At 71.8% G+C, this 1219-nt stretch carries 3 protein-coding genes; 1 reads left to right on the top strand and 2 read right to left on the bottom strand.

Going from position 1 to position 1219, the window contains the following annotated elements:
- A partial coding sequence (locus tag BIU98_RS19380; RefSeq protein ID WP_217635684.1) for a hypothetical protein occupies positions 1–211 on the top strand: 211 nt, incomplete at its 5' end.
- Between the two features lie 17 nt (positions 212–228).
- On the opposite strand, the gene BIU98_RS08465 is transcribed toward BIU98_RS19380, so the two are convergent.
- A complete protein-coding gene (locus BIU98_RS08465; protein WP_071274749.1) occupies positions 229–777 on the bottom strand; it encodes a carboxymuconolactone decarboxylase family protein in 549 nt (182 codons plus the stop codon).
- On the bottom strand, positions 774–1154 hold the full coding sequence (locus BIU98_RS08460; protein ID WP_071274746.1) for a hypothetical protein: 381 nt from the start codon (positions 1152–1154) through the stop codon (positions 774–776). The genes BIU98_RS08465 and BIU98_RS08460 overlap by 4 nt, the downstream gene beginning before the upstream one ends.
- Positions 1155–1219 lie beyond the last annotated feature (65 nt).

Raw genomic sequence — 1219 nt, 5'->3', positions numbered from 1 at the left:
TCGGGCCCGTCCCCGTGGTTCCACGGACGCCCTCGTCCGGCCGCCACCGCACACTGTGGCGATGCGCACCGAGCACCCCGACCCTCGTCCGGCCGACGACGCCCGCGACACGATCCTGCTCGTCGGCGGGCTCCTGCTCGCGGGTGTCCTCGCGGTCCCGATGATGGTCGGCGACCTCGCGAGCGAACTGTGGCACCGAGCCAGGAACTGACGGGCTCCCCACCCGCGTCAGGACGGCAGCGTGTCGAGCACGTCGCCGCTGTGGATCGTCGTCACGGGCACGTCCAGCATCGTGGAGATGCGTCCGAACGCCCAGTAGTACCCCACGACCTGGATGACCTCCGCGACCTGCCGGTCCCCGAGCAGCTCCCGCGCGGCCGTGAACAGCGCGTCGGACACCCGCGGCGACTCCACCGTTCCGCGGGCGAACCGGATGACCGTCGCGTCGCTCTCGGACAGCCCCTCGCCGTCGCTGCGGCCGTCGGCGATGAGCGCACGCACGCTCGGCTCGACCCCGGCGGCGTCCGCGATGGGGTCGTGCTGCGCTCGGACGAAGACCGCGCCGGTGGTCGCGGCGACCGTCAGGACCACCAGCTCCCGTGTCCGCGCCGGCAGGTCCAACGCCGTGAAGAGGGTGCGGGCGAACTCGACGAACTGCACCGTGGTGCTCGAGGACACGGCCATCATGCTGACCATCGGATCGGACGGCAGCGTGGCGAGGAACCTCTCGAGCTCGGCCGGGAGCGTCCCCGGTGTCGGCTCGGGCAGGCGCGTCATCGTGCGCCGTCCGCGCCGGGCAGGGCGAACCCGACCTCGCTGAGGTGCTCGAACCGACCGTCGGTGCCGATGGTGCCGAAGACCGCGACCTCCCGGTCCGCCGAGGTCCCGTCCGCGAACTCCACGTGGAACCGGTGTCGTTCGGCGTACGTGGGACCGTCCACGAGCTCGTCGATGACGACGGCCGACCCGCGGGTGATCCGGGCACGGGAAGCGGTCACCATCGCGGTGAACGCGCTCCGGTCCATCAGCTGCCCGTCGCTCCGGTGGGTGTAGTCAGCGCTGTAGTAGCGGTCGAGCACGGCGTCGACGTCCTCGCCGGGATCCGGTTCGAAGACGAGTGCACGCAGCGCGTCGGTGATGTGGACGTGGTCCATGGGGGCTCCTCTGTGTGGGCGGAGCGGGTGCTCCTGGTGGTCGTACGGGTCAGGCGGGTCAGGCG

It is taken from the genome of Curtobacterium sp. MMLR14_010, from assembly GCF_001865015.1.
In the GTDB taxonomy this organism is placed as follows: Bacteria; Actinomycetota; Actinomycetes; order Actinomycetales; family Microbacteriaceae; genus Curtobacterium.
Note: the sequence above shows the minus strand (reverse complement) of the source record. Positions and strands in the feature narration are given on the sequence as shown.

Coding starts and splice junctions, on each gene's coding strand:
- BIU98_RS08465 (WP_071274749.1), bottom strand. CDS start 777: ATGACGCGCCTGCCCGAGCCGACACCGGGGACGCTCCCGGCCGAGCTC.
- BIU98_RS08460 (WP_071274746.1), bottom strand. CDS start 1,154: ATGGACCACGTCCACATCACCGACGCGCTGCGTGCACTCGTCTTCGAA.